The 22078-nt window shown below is 45.3% G+C and carries 23 protein-coding genes and 1 pseudogene; 17 read left to right on the plus strand and 7 right to left on the minus strand.

What is annotated here, in order from left to right; all coding sequences use genetic code 11:
- Positions 1-7: 7 nt before the first annotated feature.
- The 9 genes from ONZ52_RS02290 to ONZ52_RS02330 all read left to right on the plus strand — a co-directional run bounded on the left by ONZ52_RS02290 (position 8) and on the right by ONZ52_RS02330 (position 5910).
- Complete coding sequence (locus ONZ52_RS02290) at positions 8-1543, plus strand: acyl-CoA dehydrogenase family protein (protein ID WP_265217015.1); 1536 nt, start codon at positions 8-10, stop codon at positions 1541-1543.
- On the plus strand, positions 1530-1790 hold the full coding sequence (locus tag ONZ52_RS02295; RefSeq protein ID WP_265217016.1) for an acyl-CoA dehydrogenase C-terminal domain-containing protein: 261 nt from the start codon (positions 1530-1532) through the stop codon (positions 1788-1790). The genes ONZ52_RS02290 and ONZ52_RS02295 overlap by 14 nt, the downstream gene beginning before the upstream one ends.
- A 115-nt stretch (positions 1791-1905) precedes the next feature.
- Complete coding sequence (locus ONZ52_RS02300) at positions 1906-2349, plus strand: AMP-binding protein (RefSeq protein ID WP_265217017.1); 444 nt, start codon at positions 1906-1908, stop codon at positions 2347-2349.
- Positions 2346-3155, plus strand: coding sequence for an AMP-binding protein (locus ONZ52_RS02305; RefSeq protein ID WP_265217018.1), 810 nt, complete (start codon positions 2346-2348; stop codon positions 3153-3155). The genes ONZ52_RS02300 and ONZ52_RS02305 overlap by 4 nt, the downstream gene beginning before the upstream one ends.
- Complete coding sequence (locus ONZ52_RS02310) at positions 3142-3477, plus strand: hypothetical protein (RefSeq protein WP_265217019.1); 336 nt, start codon at positions 3142-3144, stop codon at positions 3475-3477. The genes ONZ52_RS02305 and ONZ52_RS02310 overlap by 14 nt, the downstream gene beginning before the upstream one ends.
- A 31-nt stretch (positions 3478-3508) precedes the next feature.
- Complete coding sequence (locus ONZ52_RS02315) at positions 3509-3772, plus strand: hypothetical protein (protein WP_265217025.1); 264 nt, start codon at positions 3509-3511, stop codon at positions 3770-3772.
- A gap of 10 nt (positions 3773-3782) precedes the next feature.
- Positions 3783-4193 carry an acyl-CoA thioesterase gene (locus ONZ52_RS02320; protein ID WP_111639332.1) on the plus strand — a complete coding sequence of 137 codons (411 nt, stop codon included), beginning with the start codon at positions 3783-3785 and terminating at the stop codon, positions 4191-4193.
- 35 nt (positions 4194-4228) lie between these two features.
- Positions 4229-4981, plus strand: coding sequence for an electron transfer flavoprotein subunit beta/FixA family protein (locus tag ONZ52_RS02325; RefSeq protein WP_265217026.1), 753 nt, complete (start codon positions 4229-4231; stop codon positions 4979-4981).
- Positions 4978-5910, plus strand: coding sequence for an electron transfer flavoprotein subunit alpha/FixB family protein (locus ONZ52_RS02330; protein WP_265217027.1), 933 nt, complete (start codon positions 4978-4980; stop codon positions 5908-5910). Before ONZ52_RS02325 ends, ONZ52_RS02330 begins: the two co-directional genes overlap by 4 nt.
- Positions 5911-6004: 94 nt before the next feature.
- Here ONZ52_RS02330 and ONZ52_RS02335 read toward each other — a convergent pair whose 3' ends face one another.
- Positions 6005-6130: a hypothetical protein gene (locus ONZ52_RS02335; protein ID WP_265217028.1), complete on the minus strand. Its 126-nt coding sequence runs from the start codon at positions 6128-6130 to the stop codon at positions 6005-6007.
- A 284-nt stretch (positions 6131-6414) separates the two neighbouring features.
- Here ONZ52_RS02335 and ONZ52_RS02340 point away from each other — a divergent pair, with 284 nt between their 5' ends.
- On the plus strand, positions 6415-7869 hold the full coding sequence (locus ONZ52_RS02340; protein WP_265217029.1) for a TrkH family potassium uptake protein: 1455 nt from the start codon (positions 6415-6417) through the stop codon (positions 7867-7869).
- A 166-nt stretch (positions 7870-8035) separates the two neighbouring features.
- Here ONZ52_RS02340 and ONZ52_RS02345 read toward each other — a convergent pair whose 3' ends face one another.
- From ONZ52_RS02345 to fdhD, 3 genes are read right to left on the minus strand one after another with little or no spacing between them, the layout of a single operon-like run.
- The gene (locus tag ONZ52_RS02345; protein WP_321160237.1) at positions 8036-9679 is read right to left on the minus strand and encodes an FdhF/YdeP family oxidoreductase; all 1644 of its coding nucleotides are present in this window, start codon (positions 9677-9679) and stop codon (positions 8036-8038) included.
- Positions 9673-10362, minus strand: a complete 690-nt coding sequence (locus tag ONZ52_RS24510; RefSeq protein ID WP_321160238.1) for a molybdopterin-dependent oxidoreductase — start codon at positions 10360-10362, stop codon at positions 9673-9675. Before ONZ52_RS24510 ends, ONZ52_RS02345 begins: the two co-directional genes overlap by 7 nt.
- Positions 10355-11194: a formate dehydrogenase accessory sulfurtransferase FdhD gene (fdhD, locus tag ONZ52_RS02350; RefSeq protein WP_265217030.1), complete on the minus strand. Its 840-nt coding sequence runs from the start codon at positions 11192-11194 to the stop codon at positions 10355-10357. Before fdhD ends, ONZ52_RS24510 begins: the two co-directional genes overlap by 8 nt.
- A 441-nt stretch (positions 11195-11635) precedes the next feature.
- Between fdhD and ONZ52_RS02355 the strand changes: the two genes are divergently transcribed.
- The gene (locus ONZ52_RS02355; protein ID WP_265217032.1) at positions 11636-13018 is read left to right on the plus strand and encodes a peptidoglycan DD-metalloendopeptidase family protein; all 1383 of its coding nucleotides are present in this window, start codon (positions 11636-11638) and stop codon (positions 13016-13018) included.
- A gap of 87 nt (positions 13019-13105) precedes the next feature.
- On the opposite strand, the pseudogene ONZ52_RS02360 reads toward ONZ52_RS02355, so the two are convergent.
- Together ONZ52_RS02360 and ONZ52_RS02365 are read right to left on the minus strand one after the other, a co-directional pair.
- Positions 13106-15230, minus strand: a pseudogene (locus ONZ52_RS02360) (TRAP transporter permease).
- A 110-nt stretch (positions 15231-15340) separates the two neighbouring features.
- Positions 15341-16369, minus strand: a complete 1029-nt coding sequence (locus tag ONZ52_RS02365; protein ID WP_265217033.1) for a TAXI family TRAP transporter solute-binding subunit — start codon at positions 16367-16369, stop codon at positions 15341-15343.
- Positions 16370-16646: 277 nt separating this feature from the next.
- On the opposite strand from ONZ52_RS02365, the gene ONZ52_RS02370 reads away from it, so the two are divergent.
- The 5 genes from ONZ52_RS02370 (at position 16647) to ONZ52_RS02390 (ending at position 20833) form a co-directional block, all read left to right on the plus strand.
- A complete protein-coding gene (locus tag ONZ52_RS02370) occupies positions 16647-17264 on the plus strand; it encodes an HAD family hydrolase (RefSeq protein ID WP_265217035.1) in 618 nt (205 codons plus the stop codon).
- Positions 17265-17327: 63 nt separating this feature from the next.
- Positions 17328-18041 (plus strand): class I SAM-dependent methyltransferase, encoded by a 714-nt coding sequence (locus ONZ52_RS02375; RefSeq protein ID WP_265217037.1) that lies wholly within the window; start codon positions 17328-17330, stop codon positions 18039-18041.
- Between the two features lie 150 nt (positions 18042-18191).
- Entirely contained in the window at positions 18192-20150 is a 1959-nt protein-coding gene (gene acs, locus ONZ52_RS02380) for an acetate--CoA ligase (RefSeq protein WP_265217038.1), read from the plus strand.
- Positions 20151-20178: 28 nt separating this feature from the next.
- Positions 20179-20586, plus strand: a complete 408-nt coding sequence (locus ONZ52_RS02385; RefSeq protein WP_265217041.1) for a response regulator — start codon at positions 20179-20181, stop codon at positions 20584-20586.
- Positions 20576-20833 carry a response regulator transcription factor gene (locus ONZ52_RS02390; protein WP_265217043.1) on the plus strand — a complete coding sequence of 86 codons (258 nt, stop codon included), beginning with the start codon at positions 20576-20578 and terminating at the stop codon, positions 20831-20833. The genes ONZ52_RS02385 and ONZ52_RS02390 overlap by 11 nt, the downstream gene beginning before the upstream one ends.
- On the opposite strand, the gene yidD is transcribed toward ONZ52_RS02390, so the two are convergent.
- The gene (yidD, locus tag ONZ52_RS02395; protein ID WP_265217045.1) at positions 20830-21090 is read right to left on the minus strand and encodes a membrane protein insertion efficiency factor YidD; all 261 of its coding nucleotides are present in this window, start codon (positions 21088-21090) and stop codon (positions 20830-20832) included. The two genes, ONZ52_RS02390 and yidD, sit on opposite strands and share 4 nt — an antisense overlap.
- A gap of 117 nt (positions 21091-21207) precedes the next feature.
- Here yidD and ONZ52_RS02400 point away from each other — a divergent pair, with 117 nt between their 5' ends.
- Positions 21208-22074: a prephenate dehydratase gene (locus tag ONZ52_RS02400; protein WP_265217047.1), complete on the plus strand. Its 867-nt coding sequence runs from the start codon at positions 21208-21210 to the stop codon at positions 22072-22074.
- The last annotated feature ends 4 nt before the right edge of the window (positions 22075-22078 follow it).

Raw genomic sequence — 22078 nt, forward strand, 5'->3', positions numbered from 1 at the left:
GGAGTCGATGATGACCTATCAAGCGCCTTATAAAGATATGCAACGGCTGGTGGCACAAGCCTATCATCAACAAGGTTTAGCGACGCTGGAGTCGCTAGACGGTTTTGATCCTGAATTGGCCAATGCGGTGATGGAAGAAGCGGCGAAATTCGCCGCTGGCGTGCTTGCGCCATTGAATTCCGTTGGCGATGTGCAAGGCTGTCGTTTTCAAGACGGCCATGGGCAACAGGGAAAAGTCATCACACCAGATGGCTGGCAAGAGGCGTATCAGCAATTTGCTGCATCAGGTTGGATTGGTCTGGCGTTGCCAGAAAAATTTGGTGGACAAGGTCTTCCTAAGTACATCGCTCAGCCGGTTAATGAAATGTGGCTGTCGGCTAATTTGGCCTTTGTGATGTTTCAAGCCTTGGCTCAAGGCGGTTCAGAGATTCTATTGAACTTTGCCAGCGACGCCATTCAAAACCGCTATTTGCCCAACATTGTCAGTGGTGAATGGACCGTGGCAATGGCGTTGACTGAGCCTAATGCCGGATCGGACTTAGGGGCACTTAACACTAAGGCGATTCCGCAAGCGGATGGCACTTATGCCATTAAAGGCCAGAAAATTTACATTACCTATGGTGAGCATGATCTAACTGACAATATTGTTCATTTGGTATTGGCGAGAACCCCTGATGCGCCAGCAGGGAGTCGCGGCATTTCGTTATTTATCGTGCCCAAATATCGGGTGACGGACAACGGGGCGTTAGGAGAATTTAACGATATTCGTTGCACTGGCATTGAGCACAAAATGGGACTTCATGGCAGCCCAACCTGCTCCATTAGTTATGGCGATCAAGACAATTGTATTGGCGAGTTAGTGGGGGAGCTGAATCAAGGCTTAATGGCGATGTTTGTGTTGATGAACGAAGCCCGATTAAGTTGTGGTTTGCAAGGCGTGGCCTTAGGTGAATTAGGTTATCAACGTGCTTTGGCCTACGCCCATGAGCGCACCCAAGGGACAAATAAACAAGGCGAAAAAGTGGCCATTGTTGCACACGCTGATGTGAAGCGCATGTTGCTAGAGATGCGTTCGGAAACCTTTGCCTTACGTGCTTTGGGTTATCAGATTGCGGCGCAAATTGATGCGACCGAGGCGGCTGATCATTCCTCGAAAAACAGTCAATCGAAAAAAGAACGAGTCGCTTTGTTGACACCGATTTTTAAAGCCTTTGCCACCGAGCGCGCCAATGTGATGGCGGGGCAAGTGGTTCAGGTGTTTGGCGGTATGGGCTTTGTGGAAGAAACCGGCGTCGCGCAAATCATGCGTGATGCACGGGTTACGACGATTTATGAAGGCACAACGGGGATTCAAGCCCGAGACTTGGTGTTTAGAAAAGTGCGTGGTGATCAGGGTAAGGCGGTAACTGAGTTGTTGGCAGAAATGGCTCAATATATTCGCCCTTTTGAGTCAGACGTGATGTTGGCGCCTATGGCGAAAGAAGCCTTGCAAGTGGTTGCTGCGGTGAAAGCTGTATTGAGCCTCGCGCTTGTTAAACGATGACTCTGATGCTGAGACTCTGCATGCCGTATCTGTGCCATTTTTAGAAGCGATGGGTGTGCTGTGTTGTATTTGGCAGCTTTGTAACACCTTGTCTTATCAGCAAGTAGAGGGCAGTTATGATGCCTCTTACGAGCAAAATATTAAGGCCATGGTGGCTTTTTATGGTGCTTACCGTTTGCCGTCAGCCATGGCGGCGTTGAAGGTCGTTGAAAACGCTGGCTTAGGTCTTAGCGAATATGAATTTTAAAATAGGCCGTAAGGTCTGAAGTCGAGAAAACAATAACAATTCGGCCGTGGTTAATAAATCACGCCCTAACACTCTAGCCGCATAAAAATAACCAAAGTGGTTGTGGGAGCAAAAAATGAACGGTGAATTTCATCCTATTAAAGTCGTTGCCCATCCTATTGATATTGAGAAACGAGAGGATGGTGTGCAAATCATTAATAGTCAAAAGGCGTTAGATGACTACGCGCGTTGTTGGACGGATCAGCTTGAATATTGGGCGGAAAAAACACCAGACCAATTGTTTGTTGCAGAACGCGATGAACAAGGTGATTGGCATAAGGTAACCTATGCACAGGCGGTGACCAGAGTGCGTAAAATCGCCTCTTGGCTATTGACCCAGCCTGTTTCGGTTGAGCGTCCAATTGTCTTTCTGTGTGGCAACAGTTTGGAGCATTTAATGCTGGCCTTAGCGGGCATGTATGTTGGCATTGCTCATTCGCCGCTCTCTCCCGCGTATTCTCTTATTGCGACGGACTACACAAAACTGCAGGGGATTTTTGATATTTTGACCCTGGTATGATAGTGGTTGATGAATTAGCGCCTTATGAATCTGCCATTCAAGCTGTATGTCATGATGATCAAATCCCCGTGATGGTGTTGAAAGGGAATACTCTTGAAAACGCAGTAGCGGCAAAGATTGCTAATCCTATTATCTCCTTTCAATCTGCTTGGGATTACCCAGAATCTACGGCGGTTGATGTACAGAACGCTCAGGTTACTGGTGATACGATTGCGAAGATTTTGTTTACATCTGGCACCACAGGCATGCCAAAAGGCGTGATCAATACTCAGCGTATGATTTGTGCTAATCAGGTGATGATTCATCAGGTTATGCAGTTTTTGAAAGATCAGCCGCCGATTATGGTGGACTGGTTGCCTTGGAATCATACATTTGGTGGCAACCATAACATCGGGATTGCCTTGTATAACGGCGGCAGTCTGTATCTTGATGACGGTAAACCAACCGAAAAACTGTTTGCCAAGACCTTACGTAATTTGGCCGAGGTTTCGCCTACTGTGTACTTTAACGTGCCAAAAGGCTTTGAGTTGTTGGTGAAACATTTAAAAGCCGACAGTGAGCTTGCAGAGAAGTTTTTTGCCCGTTTACAGTTTACTTTTTTTGCCGCAGCGGGTTTGGCTCAGCATATTTGGGATGATTTGGATGCTTTGGCGATTCAATATACGGGCAAGAAAATCCCCATGGTGACTGGGTTGGGTTGTACGGAAACCGCGCCTTCTGCGACCTTTGCCTCGGTTGAAGAATCCACGTCCGGTGTGATTGGCGTGCCAGCTCACTGGGGTTTCTATCAAGTTGGTGCCAAATGAAGGTAAGTTAGAAGCGCGTGTCAAAGCGGAAACCGTGATGCCGGGTTACTGGCGTCAACCAGAATTGACAGCGAAAGCATTTGATGAAGAAGGCTATTATTGTTTAGGTGACGCCATTGCTTATCTTGATGAAAACGCGCCACAGCGTGGTTTTCGTTTTGATGGCCGAGTGTCCGAAGATTTTAAATTGGACAGCGGTACTTGGGTGAGTGCGGGAACCTTGCGGGCAAAATTCATCAGTGCCTTTGCGCCCTTTGTGCAAGATGTTGTGTTATGCGGGACTAATCGTAGTTATATCACCGCGTTAATTTTTCCTGATTAGTACCCATTGTCAGGCTATTCTGCCACATGATTTGCAGGAAACTAACGAAGACATTATTGCTCATAGCGCGGTACGTGAAGCCTTTAAACAGAAGCTGGTGGCGTTTGCAAAACAGAGTACGGGAAGCTCTACCGTTGTTGAGCGCATTCTCTTGCAGGCTGTGCCACCGAGTATTGATGCTCATGAAATTACGGATAAAGGCTCTTTGAATCAACGTGCAGTGCAAGCTCATCGTGAAGATCAAATTGCATTACTGTATCAAGAGCCTCTATCGGATTTGGTAATCAGTCTGTAAGGGGCGCGTCATGTTTAAAAATGAGCGTCAATTACACATTGAATGGGGGGATTGCGACCCCGCCGATATCGTGTTTTATCCACGATATTTTGCCTTTTTTGATGCGTCAACAGGGGCGTTATTTGAGGCCATGGGTTACACGCTTCGTTATATTCGTGATGAGTTAAAAGACGTGGGTTTTCCCATGGTGGACACTCGCTCACAGTTTTTTAAGCCATCTAAATATGGTGATCAGGTCACGATTAAGAGTGAGTTTACTCAGGTGGGACGAGCCAGTTTTGGCATTCGTCATCAGCTATTTAATGGTGAAGATCTGGCGGTTGAATGCCTCGAAAAACGTGTATGGGCGTGTCACGATGCGTCGGGAGTATTAAAAGCCAAAGCCATTCCCGAAGCAGTCAAAGCGCGGATGTTGAGTTGAAAATGGTTAGACAGTATTGATAAGGCAAGAGAAAGATGAAAATACTAGTGGGTGTTAAGCGCGTGATTGATTACAACGTTAAGGTGCGCGTGAAAGCCGATCAAAGTAATGTGGATTTAACCAATGTTAAAATGTCGATGAACCCATTTTGTGAAATTGCGGTTGAAGAAGCGGTACGTCTCAAGGAAGCCGGTGTGGCGTCGGAAGTCATTGTTGTGAGTGTGGGAACCACTCAAAGCCAAGAGCAGTTGCGTAATGCCATGGCATTGGGGGCTGATCGTGGTATTTTAGTTGAGGCCGAAGGCGAAATAGAGCCTTTAAATGTCGCCAAAGCGTTTGCTGCAGTGATTGAAAAAGAGCAGCCTGAACTGGTGATACTGGGTAAGCAGTCGATTGATTCTGATAATAATCAAATGGGGCAGATGTTGGCGGCGTTGACCAAGCGTCCACAAGGAACTTTTGCCTCTCAGCTGGTTATTGACGGCGACACGGCGTTAGTGACGCGTGAGATTGATGGTGGTCTACGTACGATCGCTTTGACACTTCCTGCGATTGTGACAACGGATTTACGCCTTAATGAACCCCGTTATGCCAAATTACCAGACATCATGAAAGCCAAACGTAAGCCTCTAGAGACTCTGACTATGGCAGATTTGGGCGTGACACCAAAAGCCCATTGCCGATTAGATAAAGTCGAAGCGCCAGCCATGCGAAGTGCGGGCGTAAAAGTGGCGTCGGTGGATGAATTGATCAGTAAACTAAAAGACGAAGCAAAGGTGATTTCATGATTACGTTATTAGTAGCAGAACATACTTCAACTACCTTGGCCTCGTCTACTTTGTCTGCGTTGACCGCCGCTCATCAGATCGGTAATGACGTGCATATTTTGGTTGCGGGTAACAATATTGCCTCAGTAGCTGACGCGGCGGCACGTTTGTCTGGCGTGAGTAAGGTTCTCTGTGCGGACGCTGGTTGCTATGAGCATGCTTTAGCAGAATCTATGGGAGATCTCATTGTTCACTTGAGCGAGCATTATTCACACATTATTGCCCCATCTAACTCTGAATCGAAAGATTTTATGCCCAGAGTGGCAGCCTTGTTGGATGTGGGTCAGGTGTCGGATATTTGCGCGGTATTGAGTGCCGAGCAATTCAAACGTCCGATTTATGCGGGGAACGCTATTGCGACGGTGACGGTATTGGACGATAAAAAAGTCATTACCGTGCGAGCCTCTGCCTTTGATAAAACGACTCAACAAAGTGCTCAAGCGTGTGAGATTGAGTCGGTGGGCTTTAGTGTAGATAACACTTTGTCATGCTGGCAATCGGATGACATCACGGAGTCAACTCGTCCGGACCTTGCCAGTGCCAGTCGCATAGTGTCAGGTGGTCGTGGTGTGGGCAGTGGCGATAACTTCGCGCTAGTGGAAGCTTTAGCCGATAAATTAGGCGCGGCGGTGGGGGCGTCTCGTGCGGCGGTGGATGCAGGTTTTGTCTCGAATGATTTGCAAGTTGGGCAGACCGGTAAGATCGTTGCACCAGAACTGTATATGGCATTTGGTATTTCTGGCGCGATTCAGCATTTGGCGGGTATGAAGGATTCTAAGGTTATCGTGGCGGTCAACAAAGACGAAGATGCCCCAATTTTCCAAGTGGCCGATTATGGTTTGGTTGGGGATCTGTTTGTGGTTCTGCCTGAGATGACAAGTAAGCTTTAAAGTGAGAGCGCTTAAATAAGAATATAACGGTCTGTGCTACAAGACCGTTAACTGTCAATTTGGTGATATTAACCGAGCTTAGGCTCGGTTTTTTTTATTTGCCTGACTGGGTTTGAGAACACAATTCAATGACACGTTTGCTGCTGATCACTAAAAAACAGCAAACCGTGGTGGCAAGAACAGTGAGGTGAAAAAAATCAACGAGAATTATGTTTTCCATAGCGGTTCCTTTCTGAAGTATTTATTGTTTTGTTTAATAAAAGCACAGGATGCGCAATTCGTCCACACTGTTTACATATTTAAGTTTTTTTGATGTTTTGGACGGATGAAAAAGGTTGAGCCTAGAGTCAAAGGTCTGATTGTCTTATAGTGTGCGCATTAATTCACTCTGTGTCGGTTTGTCTTTAAAAAAGCACGGGTTGAATCACATTTCTGTTAGGCGGCTTGGCCGTTCATTTTATCATGTTGTACGATATTGATTGTTTATAGGAGTGGCCGCTTCCGATGATTCGCCCATTGTTGATTGTGCGTTTGCTGACCATGCCTTGTATCTGGATGAGCGTGGTCCAGTTTGTGTTTGGCGAGTTGTCCTTTATGTTTTTTAAGGATGGTGTAGGCCGTGCCTTTGTTACGCCAGCTATTGTTACTTTTATTATTTCTTTGATTCTGTTGGTAGGTTTTAAGAAGATTCCCTTGCCTTCGGTAAACACTCGAGAGGCGATGTTGTTTGCCAGTTTAACTTGGTTGTGTGTTGGCATATTAGGTGCCATTCCTATTATCACGATTGCGCAGGTTTCTTTTACAGATGGGGTGTTTGAGTCCATTAGCGCGTTAACGACTACTGGGGCCACTGTCTTATCTGGATTGGATGATATGTCACCCACTTTTTTGATGTATCGCCAGTTTTTACAGTGGATGGGGGGCCTTGGTGTGGTGATTTTTGTGGTCGCTATTCTTCCCATGCTTAATATAGGAGGCATGCGCCTTTTAAAAGCGGAAACACCGGGGCCGATTAAAGACGACAAACTCTCTCCCCGCATGTCCAGCACGACGCATTACTTATGGATGGTGTATTTAGCGATTACGGTATTGTGTGCAATGAGTTATTACGTGGCAGGCATGTCGGCGTTTGATGCAATTGGTCATAGCTTTACCACGGTTTCTACGGGCGGTTTTTCTACCCACGATGCCAGTATGGGGTATTTTCAGAGTCCACTGATTCTATGGATTTGTAACCTTTTTATGGTGTTGGGGGCGGTCAATTTTGCTTTGCATTATCGTGTCTATATTGCCCGTAGTATTAAGCTGTATTGGAAAGACGAAGAAACCCACGGATTTTTATGGATTATTACCGTCGTGGCCTTGCTATTGGCTTTGTTTCTTTTCCAGACAAAGTCGGAAGCGGGTTTTTGGGTGTCGATAACCCAATCTTTTTTTCATGTAATTTCATTTATTACCAGTACAGGTTATGCCGCAACGGATTTTGGTGCTTGGCCTGCTGCTACCTCGATAGTGTTAATTTTTGTCGGTTATATTGGTGGCTGCGCTGGCTCGACGGCAGGCGGGAATAAAGTCATCCGTAATATTATTTCGTTTAAATCAATCGGTTTGGAAATCAAGCGTTTAGTGCATCCAAATGGCGTGTTTGCGATGAAGTTTCAGGGGCGAACCATCAGTGAGTCTGTGCGCCATTCGATAATGGGTTTTATGTGTTTGGCGGCTATTGTGACGGTAGTATTTACGCTTTTATTGATGGCAACCGGAATGAGCTTTATGGCGTCTCTAAGTGCCACTGCCGCTTGTTTAAATGTATTGGGTCCAGGGTTTGCTGAACTTGGTAGCAACTTTGCGCCATTGAGTGATACCGGGACATGGTTGATGAGTTTTGCGATGATTTTAGGGCGATTAGAATACTTTACCGTGTTGGTGCTTTTCTTTCCGGTTATGTGGCGTCATTGACCCGTGTTTTATTTTTCATCTTTTAGGGGCATTCTCTGCCGCTAACAACCCTTCGTCATTTTCTCTTCAGAGGCTGTCGCAAAACGAATGCCGTCGATTTACAGGTGATTACCTTTAACGTCACTACCTCTTCCGAGGAAGTGACGTATAAACAAGTTAGTCTTACTTAAAGTGTAGCAACCGCGATGTCGTTGCTTTCTTCTTCGAAAGCTTCTAACTCTATGGCAATACTTTTTGAGGTTGGCGTATTGCTGAATTCCCCATGGCTATCGAGCGGAACTAATGGGTTGGTTTCTGGGTAGTAAGCGGCAATGTTGCCCGCTGGAATACTATAAGGAACCAGTTTGAAGCCACTGATTTTTCGCTCAACACCATCATCCCAAATTGAGCGCAATGTCACGCTTTGGCCTTCTTCAAAGCCGAGACGTTGTATGTCGGCTGGATTGATAAAGACCACTTTGCGTTCGCCCTTTATGCCACGGTACCGGTCGTTCATACCATAAATTGTGGTGTTGTATTGGTCGTGTGAACGCAGTGTTTGTAATATCAGGGTTTTATCTGACAGCAAGTCTTGCGCACGTTTTGGCAAAATGGACTCAGGTAATACATGGCTGTGGCAAATGGCTTTTCCTGAAGGGGTTTTCCAGCTTCTTTCTCGTGCGCTGTTGCCGAGATAGAACCCACCATCTTGTAAAATTCTCTGGTTAAAATCATTGAAGCCCGGAACGACTGCTGCGATGTGCTCACGAATTAGGTCGTAGTCGCTGACCACTTCGTTCCAATCGATCGGGAAATTGCCTAATGTAGCCGCGGCGATGCCTGCGATAATGGCGGGTTCAGATTTTTGCTCTTTGCTTAAGGGTTCTAATACGCCGCCAGAAGCATGAATCATGCTGAAAGAGTCTTCTACGGTGACTTTTTGCTGGCCTTTTGCTTGATGATCTATGTCGGTACGGCCAAGACAAGGCAGTATAATCGCTTCGGTGCCCGTAATCAGGTGAGAACGGTTGAGTTTAGTACTGATTTGAACCGTAAGTTGGCATTGTTTTAATGCCTGCACTGTGGCTTGTGTGTCCGGTGTGGCAGCGGCAAAGTTACCACCAAGAGCGATAAAGACACCGACTTTGCCATCACGCATAGCACGGATGGTATCCACAACGGCCAAACCGTGTTCTTGTGGTGGCGTGAAGTGGAAGCGTTTTTCTAAGGCATCAAGGAATGCCTGAGAAGGGCGTTCATTAATGCCCATGGTTCTGTCACCTTGCACATTACTATGGCCGCGCACAGGACAAACACCGGCGCCTGGTTTGCCCAAATTGCCACGTAATGCCATCAAGTTGACCATTTCATGGATGGTCGCCACAGAATGGTGGTGCTGAGTGATGCCCATCGCCCAAGTTAAAATAACCCTTTCTGCTTGGGCATAAACGTTGGCAGCGTGAGTGATGTCTTCTTTGCTTAGGCCTGATTGATCAATAATGTCTTGCCAAGAGGTTTGTTTGACCTGCTCAAGATAGTCATCCAAGCCTTGGGTATGTTGTTTGATAAAGTCATGATCAAAAACGGCTTTGCCTTGTTGTTGAGCAGCTTCTTCTAAGTCGATAAGCACCTTGACCATACCGCGCACCACTGCCATATCGCCGCCAATTTTTGGACAGAAGTAGCCGGTATTGGTTGGTTTTGAACCATTGGTGAGCATTTCCACTGGACTTTGAGGGTTTTGGAAACGTTCTAAACCCCGTTCCCGTAGCGTATTGAAGGTGAGTAGTTGGGCGCCACGTTGCACGACTTCTTTTAAGGTTTCTAGCATACGAGGGTGGTTAGTGCCCGGTTTTGCCCGAACACAAAGACGGCATCTGCGAGTTCGAAGTCGTCTATTTCCACTGTGCCTTTACCGATACCAATGCTGCTGGTAAGCGCATAACCACTGGCTTCGTGGCACATATTTGAGCAATCTGGAAAATTATTGGTGCCATAGGCACGAGCGAATAGCTGATACAAGAACGCGGCTTCATTACTGGCGCGTCCAGAGGTATAAAAGGCCACATTGTTAGGATCGGCTTGTTTTTTTAGGGTTTCGCCAATGTGTCGATAAGCGTCTTCCCAAGAAATGGCTTCGTAGTGATCGGTTTCTCGGTTGTAGCGCAAGGGTTCTGTGAGTCGGCCTTGATATTCTAAGAAGTAATCACTTTGCGTGTTTAACCAACTAACGCTATGTTCGGCCATGAATGCGGCATCGACTTTGCGAGAGGTGGCTTCCCAGTTAACAGCTTTGGCGCCATTTTCACAAAAGCGAATTTTCGCAGGGTCGTGTTTTTCTCCCCAAGCACAGCCTGGACAATCAAAACCATGGGGCTGATTGGTTTTTAGTAACGTGTGAATATTGCGTACGGCATTTTCACTTTTTAGCCAGTGTTTGGTGGTGCTTTGTAATGCGCCCCAGCCTCCAGCCGGTCCTTTGTATGGTGTGTAAAAATCGGTTTTTTTACTCATCGTTTGAGTCCTTTGACTGGATTGAAGACGCGTATACTCGAGGCGCATCTTGCTTGGGTAAATGAATCAATGTTAGTCCGTAATGTTGAGCAAGCTTGACGGCCAATGTGCTTGGTGAGGCTAGGTGAATCAATCTGGATAGTCCTACACGAACGGCTTTTTGTACCAGCTCAGTGCTGCATCGGCTTGACATCAAAACACTGTGATTCTGTAAGTTTATATCCTGTTGCAGTGCATAGCCAATTACCTTATCAAGGGCATTATGTCGTCCAATGTCTTCCATGCAGACTATTGGGCTGCCGTCAGGTGAGATTAATAGGGCACCATGCACCGCCCTGGTTTTGTTACCTAATATTTGGAACTCAGACAAACGTGATTTTAATGCGATTAGCGCCGCTTCTTCCATGACTTGGCATGGGGGAAGTGTTGCTAGATTGGGGATAGCTTGAGTTAAGGATTCTATGCCGCATAATCCGCAGCCTGTGGCACCAAGATGAGTTTGTCGTTTTTGTTTGAACTGAGCAAACCTACGTGGACTTAGCTCTACATTGATGGCAATACTGTCGATGCTAGGTGGTGTTTGCGTGCGCTGAATATTCAAATCCCGTATATCGTTAATCTGTTCAATCAGGCCTTCACTACGAGCAAAACCGACGACAAAGGCATCCAAGTGGGTTGGGGTGGCCATCATCACGGCATAAGAAATATCATTAATACTGATGGCAAGTGGCATTTCTTCCACCAGCTCAGTCGACTCTAATGGACTTGATGTGTCACAACGATTAAAAAATACGCGTTGCGAACTGGCAAAAGACAAAGGCGAATACTGCATAATTTAATTCAGTAGAGTTAGGGTTCAATAGTGATCTTTTAATACTACGTAGAGTCACTATAAGCGTCCAATCATTTTGCCTGTGTTATATGCAAGAAAACGACAGAAATTTAGCTAATAAAATGGCTAATCTAAAAAATATCTTAGAAAAACAGTGTGAAGATGCTTTCAATAGGGTGAGTGTTTCTTTGACTGGGTAAATGCCGTATCCTACGCCGAAAAATTGAGTGTTAAATGTCCTATCCGTATGGGTTGTGTAAAACCATGGGATAAAAGGGCATGGATTGTGATTATTTTCATTCCACCAGTGGCAAGAAAATAAGCATATGCTACAAAGCATGGCTTTGTTTTTGTCCTATATTTGAGAGTATGTACGAACTATGGGTTAGTGCATAGTTAGGTTCTTTATGGGCCATATCTTCGTTTAATGAGTTTTTATTTATGCAATTTATAACACGCCTCTCGCGTTGGATCTTGTCTGGTCCCAGAGTTTGGTTATCTCTTATATTTGTTGTTTTTGTTATCTTGTTGTTTGTCTATGAATCGCTTGTATCACCAACTCAGGATGTAAAAGATTTTACTTTACCCAACAGTAAAAAAGAGACAACAGTTCGAAAAGAAGCAACGACTAGAAAACCCGTTGTTAAGGAAGATACCAATACGGATGAAGACAACGACTATGACTCTTTGGTGACAACGGATCCACTGAAAAATGTTGAAACAGTCACAGCGCCACTTCCTTCAATAGACTATGTGATTAAGTCTGGTGATACTTTAGAGCGTATTTTTGCGCGTCTTGGGTTGTCCAGAGAGTCTATGTATGCTGTGCTTGAAGCAGATCAAGAATATCTGGTACTTGAGCCTTTACTGCCGAATGATAAGTTCACCTTTAAACTAGATGAAAACGGCGAATTGCTCTCTCTTACCCGACGTATTGATATTAGTAAAAGTGTTTCTTATGTTCAGCATGACAGCGGTGGTTTTGTTTATGAAGAACACATTAAGCCTATCACTTATAAAGACAAAGTGGTTCATAGCAAAATAGTCGGTAACTTCTATCTTTCGGCTAAAAAAGCCGGCTTATCTGATGCAAACATCCTCATAATTAATGATGTTTTAAAAGGCCGAGTAGATTTTCGAAAAGATGTTCGAGCCAATGACACTTTTAATTTTGTGGTTAAAAACGGCAGTATTAATAATGTAAAAGTTGGCGAAAGCCAATTAGAAGCGTTGGAAATTACGGTTCAGGGACAAACTTATCGTGCTTTTTTGCACTCAGATGGTCGTTTTTATGATCAGAATGGCAACAGCTTAACACCGGCTCTACTGCGTTGGCCTACCCGTAAGGAATATCGAGTTACTTCGCCTTTTAATGCTAACCGCTTGCACCCTATCACAGGCCATCCAGCGCCCCATAATGGCGTGGATCTGGGGACGCCAACAGGAACGGAAGTGTTAGCGACTGGTGATGGCATAGTGACACGTATTGCCACTCATAAGTATGCAGGCAAATATGTGGTGGTGGATTACACTGGACCTTACAGCTCACGCTTCTTGCATTTAAGCAAAATTTTAGTGAAGCAAGGTCAAAAAGTTAAACGTGGTCAAGTTATTGCTTTGTCTGGTAATACGGGGCGTACAACAGGTGCTCATTTACATTATGAGTTGCATGTCAGAGGACGTCCGGTTAATCCAATGACTGCTGAAATACCGACCACTCAGTCCATCTCTAAAGCCGAGCGGGTTGAATATGATGCGAACGTTAAACGTTGGCTAACTTTGATGTCTGGTGACAAAAGCGAAGGCAAAAGCATAAAACCATAATGAGTCAGCCATATGGGTGACGCTGATTAAGTGAAAAAAGGCACTCTCACCATGAGGTGCCTTTTGTTTTTGGCCGCGCAGAACGTTTTAGGCCGTCTTTTTAAAAGATCTATTCCCCATCACAAACAGCGCCAAGAAAATACCAAGACCGATAAATTGAATCCAAAGGGCCAAATCCGGCCATAGCATCATGATAGAAGCGATCAATGCAATCAGTCGAGTTAGTAAGGACAGTTTGTCTTCTAAATATCCCTCCATGGCGCCAACCAAAGCATACATACCAAAAATAGCGAAGAATGACAGGCGTAGTAATGTTTCGCTATCACCACCAATTAATGGGGTATATGCCATTAAAAGAGGCACAATGTACAACCCTTTTGCTAATTTCCATGCTGTCATCCCTGTTAGCATTGGCGGTGTTTTGGCAATGGCGGCCGCAGCAAAAGCGGTTAAGCAGACTGGCGGGGTGACGTTACTGTCTTGGGACAACCAAAATATGATCATATGGGCAGTGACCAATATCATGGCAACACTTTGCGCCCCTAGCGCTTGATCCATTAGCATGCTTTTGAAATCGTTAGGCACTTGTGTTAGTAAAGCTTGCGCTTGCTCCATCGGCATACCTTGGGCCAATGCTGCGATGGCGGAAGGATCGACCAGCATAAACACCGCACTGGCTGCTTCGGGTAAATTGCCTGTCGTCATCATCTCTAATAATTGGCTTTCGGCAATCAAGTTGAACAAGGCTGGTGCAGAGAGTGTGCCCAGTACAATATAGGCGGCCGTTACAGGCAGACCCATGCCTAAAATTAAGGACGCAATCGCCACCAGAATAATGGTGAAGAGCAAGCTTCCGCCCGCCCAATTGGTAATCAAAATAGAAAAGGTATTGCCTACACCGGTGGTGCTGATCACATTAACGACTAAACCAATACCGACAAGCAACACCGCGGTGGTTGACATGTTTTTTGCCCCTTGCGCCATGGCATCAAGAACGGCAGCAGGTCCCATTCGGTGTTTGCTAGATAAAAATGAAGCGGCAATTACGGCTAGAATGCTGATGCCTGCGGCGTAAGTTGGGGTAAAGCCTTGGATTAACAATGTTACTAACACGCCAAGCGGTACGATGTGATGCCAGCCATCTTTGAGAACTTGGAGTATGTCGACGGCATTGTCACTTTCTGTCGCGATCACTTTACTGCGTTTGGCTTCCACACGCACAAAGAACCCGACGGAAAGAAAATAAAGTAGCGCTGGAATGGCCGCGACACTGATGATCGTCACGTAGGAGACTTGTGTATAGGATGCCATAATAAAGGCACCGGCCCCCATAACTGGGGGCATAAGTTGTCCACCTGTAGAAGCCGCCGCTTCTACGCCTGCGGCAAAGCGTGCTGGGAATCCAGCTTTACGCATTAATGGAATGGTAATGACACCAGTGGATACTGTATTGGCAACAGAGGAGCCTGATACTGAAGCCCATTAAGCCCGAGCCGAGTACGGCAACAAAACCTGGTCCACCAATCATCTTGCTGGCAAGTGAGCGAGATAGATCAATGATAAAATCGCCTGCACCAGACTTGACTAAAAAAGCGCCGAACAAAATAAACATGAAGACAAAGCTCCATGAGATCCTAGAGATGGAACCAAACATACCGTCTGTGCTGAAAAAACTGCGATACAGTAAGGTTTCAAGGCTCAGGCCAGGAAAATTAAACATGCCTCCTAGCCAACTTCCCCAGAGGACGACATAGGTCAATGCGACAAGGATAAGGAAAGGGATAAACCAGCCGCTGGTTCGGCGAATAAGCTCAAGCGACAATAACACCGCCATACTGGATACAATCCAATCGGAGGTGTTGAACGTTACTCCTCTGGCATAAAGTGCGTCTTCAAAAAAGACGATATAAAGCACCATGCCAATTAGCGCAAATACGATGGCGCCGTCGATACATAGCGCGGTTTTGCTGTCTCGCCATTTAGGGTTGGCTGGAATCAGCAAAGCACATAGGATACCGAAGCCAGAAAAATGAAAAGCAGAGACCCAAAGTTCAGGCAGTGTGGCGATAGTGTTAATATAAATATGTGCCGTTGCCAAAAAAATCGACAGGATAAAAACGAACCTATTTAGCCAAGGGCCAGAACGGTATTTTGTTTCGAAATCGTCAAGATTGATGTCTTGAGGTGCGGTGGGTTGCGATGAAGCAGTCATAGACAAGCTACCTTTATAAGAGCAAAAGAACGTGTTGAGCAAGAAGAAAAGTGTCGCGCCGCACAGGCGTACGACGCGATAACCCTTGTATGTCTTGTTATTTTGCGCTGTTATTTTGCGATTAGGCGAGTTGGTATATTAATACCGCGTTCACGATAATAACGTGCGGCGCCTGGATGCAAGGGTACAGGCAGTCCTTCGATGGCTTTTTCTATCGACATCACCGACGTTGCTTTATGGATAGCACTGAGGTAGGAGAGGTTTTCATACAGTGACTTGGTCAGTTCGTAGACATCCTCTTCTGATAAATCTGCACGCGTTGCTAAGAAGTTAGGCTGAGCGACTGTATTAATGTCTTTGGTTTGACCTGGGTAGGTGTTGGCAGGGATGACGTAGCGAGTCCATAACTCGTAATTGCCGTTTGCTTGTTTGATTTGCTCATCGGTAAAGTCTAGTACTTTGACTTTGTCGCCCATCGAAGCATAAAGACGTGTCACTGCGCTGACCGGTACACCTGCAGGAGTGTTCATACCATCTATGTTGCCATTTTGCATGGCATCTGCGCTGGCACCATAGCCCATATAAGCAAGGGCAAATTTGTCTGGGTCAATGTCTAAGCCTTTGAGTTGTTGGCGACCAGAGCCTTCTGTTCCTGAGTTTTTAGTGCCAATTGAGAATTTATGATTGGTATCCTCAAGGCCTTTCAAGTCGGCGACTGTGCCTGTTTTGGCTAAATCGGATTTGAGTACAAAGTGCTCGACGTTTTGCCACAACATAGAGACAGAGCGAAGTTCGGTTTGCTTGCCTGAGCTTTCAAATGGACCTTCTCCATCCCACGCCCAAGCACCATAAAGCCCTTGTAGAATAGCGAATTGAGCTTGATTTTCACGCAAAAGCTTGATGTTCTCACCGGATCCAGCCGAGCTGATTGCTGATACAGAAAGGCCAAATTTAGGCTCGAGTTTGACTTTACTTAGCGTGGCTATCGCCACACCAACAGGATAATAAGTACCACCTGTTGAGGCCGTTGCTAAAATGTAGTTGCGGTTCTCCGCAGCGGATACGTTTCCTGCTGATAGGGCAATCGCTGCTGCCGTTGCAGTAGAAAGAAGCGTTTTGGTAACAAATCCCAATTTCATATTATTTTTCTCCTAGTTAGTGGGGTTAGTTAAATAACCTATAGCGATTTTCATGCCAGATATTTATCTATTTGATATTTATGGCTTTATTTTAATAATGTCAGTGATCTTTCATTTTTTGTGCACATATGCGCTATTTGTTGCTTATAGATGAGGTTTCCATATCGGCAAAAAGTTGCTTATGATAAAAGCGAGTAAAGACAGACCATAGCAGGGTATTAAAGCCTTTATTCTTTTTTACATGAGCAATTTTTTGCCGATGGGGTAAGGTAAGGAAATGATGAGAGAAAGCCATAATATTCGTGTTGTACTGTTCGATTTGGGCAATGTTTTGGTTGATTTAGGCGACATTTCCGAAATGCATGCTATGTTGAATACTCAAGGTGAAGAGTCTGAGATTTGGCTGAAGTGGTTACGTTCACCAACCGTAGCAGCCTTTGATTCTGGTAAAATTACCTTTGACCAATTTGCAGATAGACTGTTAAAGGAAGTAAACAGTAATATAGACAAGGAGACATTTAAGGCGTCTTTTAAGGCATGGCCCAGAGGCTTGTTTGCAGGAGCGCTTGAGTTGGTTGAGTCGGTTAAGCCGGAATATCATCGAGCTATTCTATCGAATACAAATGCGGCGCACTGGCCTAGGCTCATGGATGAAATGGCACTCGCAGGTAAATTTCACAGTTATTATGCTTCTCATTTGGTGGGCTTTGTGAAGCCTGATGACGCCATTTATCAGCATGTTATTGAGCAGTTACAGGTTTTGCCTGAACAAATTTTGTTTATTGATGATAATCAAGTGAATATCGATACCGCGAATCGGTTAGGCATGCAGGCCTATCGAGTAAAGGGGGTTGATGAAGCTCGAGATGTGCTTTATCGATACGGAGTTATTTAGTAAAGATAGTGAGATGGCAAAAGCCATGTTGCTTTGAACCTTCATTAAGCGGTTGGGGTGTGAATGCTATTTAGTCCTGGGGTTTCTATGCGTACTTTTGATGGGCAATCTTCTACTTATTATTCACGCACTCGGCCTTTGTATCCGGCTGAGCTCTATTATTGGTTATCTCAGCAAGTAACTTCGCCTAGCGTGGTGTGGGATTGTGCTTGTGGCACGGGACAGGCTTCTGTTGATCTGGCGGCGTATTTTGATCGTGTAGAAGCATCTGACATAAGCGAATCACAAATCACCGCAGCGACACCGCATCGCAAAGTGAATTATCAAGTTTGCCCAGCTGAAAAGACCCCTTATCCAGATCATTATTTTGATGTAGTGTGTGTGGCTCATGCATTGCATTGGTTTGATTTAGAGGCTTTTTGGACAGAGCTTAAACGTGTTTTAAAGCCTGGTGGGATGTTCGTTTGCTGGGGATATAACTGGTTGCAGGTAGGGGAGGCTGAGGACAAAGCCATTGCAGAGTCTGTGTTGCCGCATTTGACGACTTATTGGCCCCCTCAGAGCCGTTTATTATGGAATCAGTATCGGGATATTCAATTTCCTTTTGCCTTAATGGATGTTCCTGAGTTTGAGACTCAATTGCCATTGGACTGTTACGCAAACCTTGGACTTTATTCGAACCTGGTCAGCCTCTCAATTACGCATACAAGAGCAAGGCGAGGATTTTTTAGTAAACGCATCACCCATTATTCGCGACGCTTGGTCAGAGCCGAGTAAGAAACAAGAAGTGCGTTTGCCATTTTTTGTCAAGGCTGGACGGTTTACCTGATTCTATTTTGTCATAAGACTAAAGTGGAATAGATTGTCATGCTTGGCGGGTTATAGTAGTTCAGCATCCGAATAACAAATTTAACAATGGAGCGGGTTATGAAGTCATCATATAGCGCAACCTCAAATGAGGCGGCAAAAAATGCCAATGTGAGTCAAGCAGAATTTGAAAAACGCTATCAGGAGTCGATTGAAAACCCAGATCAATTTTGGGGTCGAGAAGGCAAGCGTTTGGATTGGTTCTCACCTTATACAAAAGTCAAAAATACCTCTTTTAAACGTGGTCAAGTAAGCATTAAATGGTTTGAAGATGGTGAGCTTAACGTAGCCTACAATTGCATTGATCGCCATTTAGCATTGTCTGCTAACAAAGTCGCTTATTACTGTGAAGGCGATAAAGAAAGTGATGACAAAATAGCGATTACCTATCAAACGTTGCACGATGAAGTCGGTCGCTTAGCCAATCTTTTAAAGCGTCAGGGTGTCAAAAAAGGCGACCGTGTCGCTATCTATATGCCGATGATTCCACAGGCCGTATACGCCATGCTGGCTTGCGCTAGAATTGGTGCTATCCATTCGGTTATTTTTGGCGGCTTTTCTGCTCATGCTATTGCCGATCGACTCAACGATTGCGAAGTGAAGTTAGTGATTACCGCCGACGAAGGTCGACGAGCTGGCAATACCATTCCCCTTAAGCATAATGTTGATATGGCATTAAGTAACAATGCTTGTCCATCAGTAGAAGCGGTTGTGGTGTATCGCTATACTCAAAAGGACGTGCCTTGGTTTGAAGGGCGAGATCTAGACTGGGCAGCTGAAGTTAAAAGCGAAAGTACCCAGTGCCCAGCTGAACCGATGAACGCGGAAGATCCACTCTTTATTCTTTATACTTCTGGCTCAACGGGCAAACCAAAAGGCGTGGTACACACCACTGGCGGTTACTTGGTTTATGCGTCTTTAACTCATGAGTTGGTGTTTGATCTTAAGCCTGATGACATTTATTGGTGTGCCGCTGATGTCGGTTGGATTACAGGCCACAGTTATATGGTCTATGGGCCATTAGCGAATGGCGCGACCAGTATCTTGTTTGAAGGGGTACCGACTTATCCCGATTCTGGCAGAATTGGTCGCGTTGTTGACAAATTTGGTGTCACCATTCTGTATACGGCGCCAACGGCTATTCGTGCGTTGATGGCAAAAGGCGATGAGGCGACTTGTTCTAGTCATCGTGATTCATTGCGAGTGCTAGGTAGTGTGGGCGAGCCTATTAACCCTGAAGCTTGGTCTTGGTATTACAGTGAGATTGGTAAATCTTCTTGTCCTATAGTGGATACTTGGTGGCAAACAGAAACGGGTGGCATGATGATGTCGCCACGGATAGTCCAAGCGGATGTGAAACCTGGCTCTTGTACTGGTCCTTTATATGGTGTGCTGCCAGCGTTAGTGGATGCCCAAGGTACTTTGCTAAATGAGCAAGGCGTGCAAGTGGACGGGGGCTTAGTGATCACGGATTCTTGGCCTGGCCAAGCTCGTACCGTGTACGGTGACCATGATCGTTTTGAGCAGACGTACTTCAGTACGTTTGAGGGGATGTATTTTACTGGTGATGGTGCGTCAAGAGATGCGGACGGACATTATTGGATCACTGGGCGCATGGATGATGTCCTGAACGTGTCCGGTCACCGTTTAGGCACCGCTGAGATAGAAAGCGCGTTGGTTGCGCACCCTGCGGTCGCGGAAGCCGCTATTGTTGGTTATCCTCATGACATTAAGGGGCAAGGTATTTATGTTTATGTCAGTGCTGTCGCCGGTGTCGTGCCGGATGAGGAATTGACTAAGTCGCTGAAACAATTTGTCCGCCAAGAAATTGGTCCGATTGCCACGCCAGATTTGATTCAGTGGGCGAGTAAAGGATTACCAAAAACGCGATCTGGTAAGATCATGCGACGCATTCTAAGGAAGATTGCTGCTAATGAACATGATCAACTTGGTGACACAAGTACACTCGCTGATCCAAGTGTGGTTGATGATTTAATCGAAAACCGTTTAAATGTGTGACCGTTTACATGTTTAAAAAGGACAGAGAGTGATTTCACTTGTTATCGCGGATGATCATCCCTTGTTCCGTAGCGCGCTATCTGGTGCGCTACGGGCGGAGATAGAAGGTATTGTTATAGTGGAATCCCATGATTTGGATTCCACTTTGCAATGTTTGGGCAATCTAAACGATCTTGATTTGTTGCTGCTGGACTTAAATATGCCTGGTAGTGGCGATTTATATGGATTGGTTCGAATTCGCAAAGACTTTCCAGATGTTCCCGTGGCAGTCATTTCTGGCAGTGAAGACAGCACAATGGTCGCAAAAGTCATTGATGCTGGTGCGCTTGGGTTTATTCCGAAGACCAGCGAGTCCCGCAACTTATGTGCAAGCTATTCATGCTATTTTGGCGGGCGATATCTGGTTGCCGGAGGATCTCAGGCTAGTGGTTGCTAATCAACCCAAGCCTGATCTATCAATGCAAAATAAAGTGGCAGAATTGACGCCTCAACAATACAAAGTGCTGTGCTATTTGCATGAAGGCTTGTTGAATAAGCAAATTGCCTACGAGTTGTCTATCTCGGAAGCGACGGTTAAGGCACACATTACCGCGATTTTTCGTAAGTTGGAAATCAATAACAGAACACAAGCTGTGTTGGTTGCCAGTGACTTGAAACTACACATGTCGTCGTCACAGAGTTAACTTTTTTCCTCTATCTTGTTGGTCTTTTCTTTGTTGCATTGGCATGCAGGAACAGGGTCAATACCGCCCTCGTGCCATGGATGACATTTCGATAATCGTCTCAGTCCAAGATACACGCCTTTTATTACCCCATACATTTCAATTGCCTGAATCATGTATTGAGAGCAACTCGGATAAAAACGACAGTTGTTTCCCAATAGTGGGCTAATAAAGAATTGGTAGCCTTTTACCAGTTGAATAAATATTTTTCTAACCATTTTTTATCATACTATTTTTTGTGAGGGACATTGGCGAATCGGCAGGCGTCATTTTAGTGTATATAGTAGCGTCTATTTGTTAATCTAAAAGAAATATATGATAGAGCTTTTTATTTTATGCCTGACCAACATTTAACACTCGATGCGACACAGATAGTGGCGTATCAGGGTGAGCCTGGTGCTTACTCTCATTTGGCTTGTAAACACACTTTTCCTGATTGGACCAGTGTCAATTGTGCGACGTTTGTCGACGCTTTACAAATGGTCGAACGAGGGGATGCGTATTACGCTATGATTCCGGTTGAAAACTCTACCGCAGGGCGGGTTGAGGAAATATATCGCGAATTAAAGCGGACTCAACTTTATGTCGTGAAAGAGCATTTTGAACCAGTGAATCATTGCTTGATCGCGCGTCACTCTATGACACTAGAGCAAATTACTCGGATAGGCAGCCATCCTCAGGCGTTGGCCCAATGTGACGGTAACATTAAGGCCTTAGGGGCAAAAAGCCAAGCTATGTATGATACGGCTGGGGCCGCCAAACATATTGCGGAATTTGAAGAACCTGGTTTGGCGGTGATTTCATCAGAGCTGGCAGCCGAGCTTTATGGTTTGAAAGTACTGAAAACCTATTTTAATGACTCGGTCGGCAACACAACACGTTTTTTGGTGTTTTCTCGTCAGCAAAAAATGCCTGTTTATGAAGAAGGGCGAACGTACATCACGTCTTTTATGTTTCGCGTGCGCAATATACCAGCAGCGCTTTATAAAGCCATGGGCGGTTTTGCGACACAAGGGATTAATATGTTGAAACTAGAGAGTTACATGGTGAATGGAAATTTTACCGCGACTCAATTTTATGTCGATGTTGAAGCGCATTTTCAATCTTCTTCGATGCAGTCGGCTATTGAAGAATTACGCTTCTTCTCTGAAGATGTTCGTGTATTAGGGACCTATCTTGCTGATGATTATAGGTTGAAATAAACGT

The organism is Marinomonas rhodophyticola (genome assembly GCF_026113935.1).
Lineage (GTDB): Bacteria > Pseudomonadota > Gammaproteobacteria > Pseudomonadales > Marinomonadaceae > Marinomonas > Marinomonas rhodophyticola.